Below are 4312 nucleotides of genomic sequence, written 5' to 3' on the forward strand. Positions count from 1 at the left end.
TCCAGCTGCGCTGATCTTCAGAAAGAAAGGCATGGTCACCACGAATCATCGATAAAATGGTACGACGAATTAACCACATAATCACAAAGATCAGTGCGGTAAAAATCAGTTTATGAGTGAGAAGAAAATCGACGACTAACTGCACTTTCTCCATTCCACGGCTCCCTTAGAATTAAAATACGGCCTAGTAACGGGTAACCATAACAAATTATTTTGTCAGTTGTCCGTGTTCACTCAAGTACTTTTGAGATTACTCCTCTCTAAAGGCGCGATTCATGCTTTCAGTGATTGGCTTTATTAAATAACTTAAAGGCGTTCGCGGTTCAGATAAAATAAGCACTTCCGCGTTCATTCCTGAAGTTAAGCGGTGTTTGGCTACATCTTCTTGCGAAATTGCAATTCTAGCGAGGTAAAAATCCTCTTGGTTTTCTTGTGAAAGCTTATCCGCAGAAATCGTTAACACCGTACCGTCTAATGGTGCCAACGTTCTAGCATTCAGAGCGGTCAGACGAACATGCGCCTGCTGACCTGGGTTAACTAAATCGATATCCTGGGGATTCACGCGAGCCTCGACTAACAACTTATCGTCTTGAGGAACCAACTCCAATAGCGTTTCACCCGAACCAATCACACCTTTTTCAGTAAACACCTGCATGTTGACCACACGGCCTGCAATAGGTGCATTGATGGTTGTTCTCGCTACAATATCTTGTGCTGAGCGATACTCTTCACGAATGGCGACGATTTCCTTTTTGGTGTTTCGTAGCTCCTCGACAATCTCATTTAGTCTTTCAAGCTTCAACTCTTCAATTTGCGCTTGGTTTTCATCCAACCTTTTGCTTACTGTGAGTGATTGTCTATCTAACTGACTTAAGGTACTCCGCACTTCCGCCGCAAGACGTTTGAGTTGAAGTAAGGTGGATTTACCCGAAAAGCCTTTTTGAACTAGAGCTTGGTTACTGTCTATTTCTTCGGCGATAAAATTGAGTCTTTCTCTCTCAATGACTTTGGTTTGCTGGAGGTTTTCCAGCTCCAAATTTGCCCCAGAAATACTCTGCTCAATGATGCTCAGCTTACTATCAAAGAATCGCTTTCTCGCTTCAAAGATCTTGTTTTGAACCAGTTGAGCTTCTTGGACGATATCGACGCGAGGAATACTTTCAAGATCATCAGACCATACGATCGTTGGCAATTCATCTAGCTCAGCACTTAGACGGTTTTCCTTCGCTAGAGTATGAATAAACTGACCACTTAATGAGTCCAACTTCGCCATAGCTTGTCGCTTAGAGAGTTGAATTAATAATTGACCTTTTTCAACCAAGTCCCCCTCCTGCACGTACAGCTTTTCAATAATGCCGCCTTCTAGATGTTGAATTTCTTGGCGCTTAGTGAGAACAGACAAATCGCCATAAGCAATCGCAGCACTCTCTAATTTCGCTGTCGCAGCCCAGTAGCCTAGACCGCCAAGAAAAACACTTAGCGTCACCACACCAAGTAAAATTGGCTTTCGAAAGCTTAGTTTCGCTTGCGGACTAAAACGATAAACGGTTTCAGACGGATGCTGATTAACGGCTGGCAGTTGATTGCTCATTTCTTACCCTTGGAATATCTGTTCTTTCTTCGCCCATCAAGCGTTTTAATACTTCATCTTTATCACCGTATAATTTGACTCGACCTTCAGCTAAATACAGCAATCTATCCATTTGTCGTAATGTACTCGGATTATGGGCAATGACGATAATCGTTGATCCTTGCGCCTTTAAATGGGCAATCAAACGTTGATATGCAGCCTCTCCTTCACCATCAAGGTTGGCATTAGCTTCATCGAAAATCACAATAGATGGATCGCCATAAACGGCTCTTGCAAGTGCGATTCTCTGCCTTTCTCCTCCAGATAAACCACGGCCATTTTCGCCAATAACGAAATCATAGCCTTTGTTTTTCTTGAGTATTAATTCATGACATCCTGCTAGTTGCGCCGCCTTGATGACTTTAGCGGGGTCTTCCTCTTTGAAGCGCGCGATGTTCTCCCGAATTGTGCCAGGAAACAACTCTACTTCTTGAGCGAGATAACCAAAATGGGCGCCGCGGTCTTCCGATGCCCAAGTAGACACTTCCATACCATCAAGCGTAACCTTACCCGCTAGTGGCTTGATCGTACCTAATAACAACCGAGCAAACGTCGATTTACCAGTACCAGAAGGGCCAATAACTCCGACAGCGACTCCGGGAGGAATAGATAAGTTGATCGATGAGAGTACAGGCTCTGCTGTGCCAGGATGGCGATAAGCAAGTCCAGTTAGTTCATAGTGTCCTTTTGGCTTTGGCAGTGGCATATTCGATTCATCTTGGCGCACGATTGCGTCGATTTCTTTTAGTCGTTTATACGCGCCTTTAGCAGACATAGCACTTCGCCATGTTCCAATCGCCTGCTCCATCGGCGAGAGTGCCCGACTCATTAAAATGGAACTCGCGATCATCGCTCCCGCAGTAATCTCATGTTGGATCACTAACCATGCTCCGCCCCCCAGCAAAAAGATCTGTAGTGAACCACGTACAAACTTAGAAAAGTTAGCCATGTAGATGGACTTACCTGCCACTCGCTCTTCAAGCACATTCACTTCACTCACGCGCGACTGCCACTTCTCTAAAAATGCATTCATCATCCCCATTGCGAGAATTGAATTGGAGTTTTGCGTGGCTAATTCAGCGTTGTTGATATGAGAAATCGCTCTGACTTCGCTCTCTTGCATTGTTTTACGCGTCATCAGCTCATTGAATAGACCTAGGCTAAACAATACGATTGATCCAAGTAACGCGATGTGACCTAGTATCGGGTGCAATAAATACACAAATAAAATAAACAGCGGTGTCCAGGGCGCATCCAACAGTGGATAAGGTGCTTGACTGCTCAAAAAGCTTTTGATGTTCTGAATGTCTCTCAGAGTTTGCGAGGTATAACTCTTCCCAGTATGTGATTGATATTGAATCGTGCGCTTGAGCATGAAAGCGGAGAGTTTTGTGTCCATCCAATAACCAAAAGATTTACTCATTTGTGCTCGTGCAATGTCGATGATGGACATGGTTAACAGCGCGACAATCACGATAATAGTGAGCAAAAGTAGAGTATCGGTTGAGTAGGAGGATATCACTCGGTTGTACACTTGAAGCATGTACAACGGAATCGAGAGAACCAATAAGTTGATAAAAAGGCTAAAAACGATCAGCAAGCCCGCAAGCGTGCATAGTTTTTGTTTCACTTCTTTGAAAACCGTTTTTTGCACGACTACTTCCGTTTAACGTGAAAATTGTAGGCGCCAGAAATACTAGCGCCTAGCTTAAGGTAACCTCAAATCGCTCTAGAGTGTCCGATTAGTTCACCTCAGCATGGCAGAGCCACGCAAACTAATTCCCATCCAGAGTTATTTTCAGTCGTTTAGATTACGAACAGATCTGCACCATAGGTGTTGATGTCAGTTTCAGTCACGCCAATAAGTTTCACTGTTAGATCAGCACCATCGGTAAACACGGCATTACCTACAGCATCATAGCTAAAGCTTAAATCACCGAAGTCTGTGACCGAGTCGCTAATAATGTGCAAAGAGTCTTCACCAATGGTGAAATCCATAACTTTTGCTTCGCCATGACCACCAAACTTATCCGTGAAAACAAACTTGTCACTGTCACTCCCACCTACCAAGATGTTATCTCCAGCACCTACAACAAGAATATCATCACCTGTGTTCCCTAATAGCTTGTTATCACCCAACAAACCTAAAAGCTTGTCGTTTCCAAAACCTCCTTTTAATAGATCATTACCAATCCCACCTTTTAACAAATCATCGCCAGCACCACCAATTAAGCGATCATCACCGTCGCCGCCGATCACATAATCGTTACCGCCACCGCCAACAAACGAATCATTACCACCAAAACCAATAAACAAGTCATCGCCGCCATCGAAATCAGCAAATTGGTTATTTACACCTGCATCGCCTAGATACGTGTCATTGTCAATTGTGCTCATTTTTTATTCCCTCTTGTCTTAATAATTGAATAGACCTTTTATTCTATGTCTGAGTAGATTGGTAACAGACATGAGAAGTCTAATAGTCAACCGAATAGGAATAAGTTTGAATATGGGATGATATTTCAGACTGACATTTTAATAATAAATATAAAACTTAGTACTTTATAGATTATTTTCTTTTTATTACAGTAAGTTAATACTAGTACTACAGATTTCGCCTAGCCCAACTTGTTGCTTGCGTACGGTTCTTTACTTCTAACTTTCTAAAAATATTGTATAGAT

At 42.9% G+C, this 4312-nt stretch carries 3 protein-coding genes and 2 pseudogenes; all 5 read right to left on the reverse strand.

The genetic code is table 11. From position 1 onward, the window contains the following. Nucleotides 1-154: pseudogene (locus CAG69_RS22520) on the reverse strand (mechanosensitive ion channel family protein); the annotation flags it as partial. A gap of 96 nt (nucleotides 155-250) precedes the next feature. Next, entirely contained in the window at nucleotides 251-1591 is a 1341-nt protein-coding gene (locus CAG69_RS09090) for an HlyD family type I secretion periplasmic adaptor subunit (protein ID WP_047008476.1), read from the reverse strand. Then, nucleotides 1566-3284 carry a type I secretion system permease/ATPase gene (locus tag CAG69_RS09095; RefSeq protein ID WP_161443838.1) on the reverse strand — a complete coding sequence of 573 codons (1719 nt, stop codon included), beginning with the start codon at nucleotides 3282-3284 and terminating at the stop codon, nucleotides 1566-1568. The genes CAG69_RS09090 and CAG69_RS09095 overlap by 26 nt, the downstream gene beginning before the upstream one ends. Before the next feature lie 152 nt (nucleotides 3285-3436). Further along, on the reverse strand, nucleotides 3437-4027 hold the full coding sequence (locus CAG69_RS09100; RefSeq protein ID WP_161443840.1) for a calcium-binding protein: 591 nt from the start codon (nucleotides 4025-4027) through the stop codon (nucleotides 3437-3439). Nucleotides 4028-4235: 208 nt separating this feature from the next. Beyond that, nucleotides 4236-4312 (reverse strand): annotated as a pseudogene (locus CAG69_RS22525) (LuxR C-terminal-related transcriptional regulator); the annotation flags it as partial.

Source organism: Vibrio sp. V43_P6S15P86, assembly GCF_009904725.1.
GTDB classification, from domain to species: Bacteria; Pseudomonadota; Gammaproteobacteria; order Enterobacterales; family Vibrionaceae; genus Vibrio; species Vibrio diabolicus.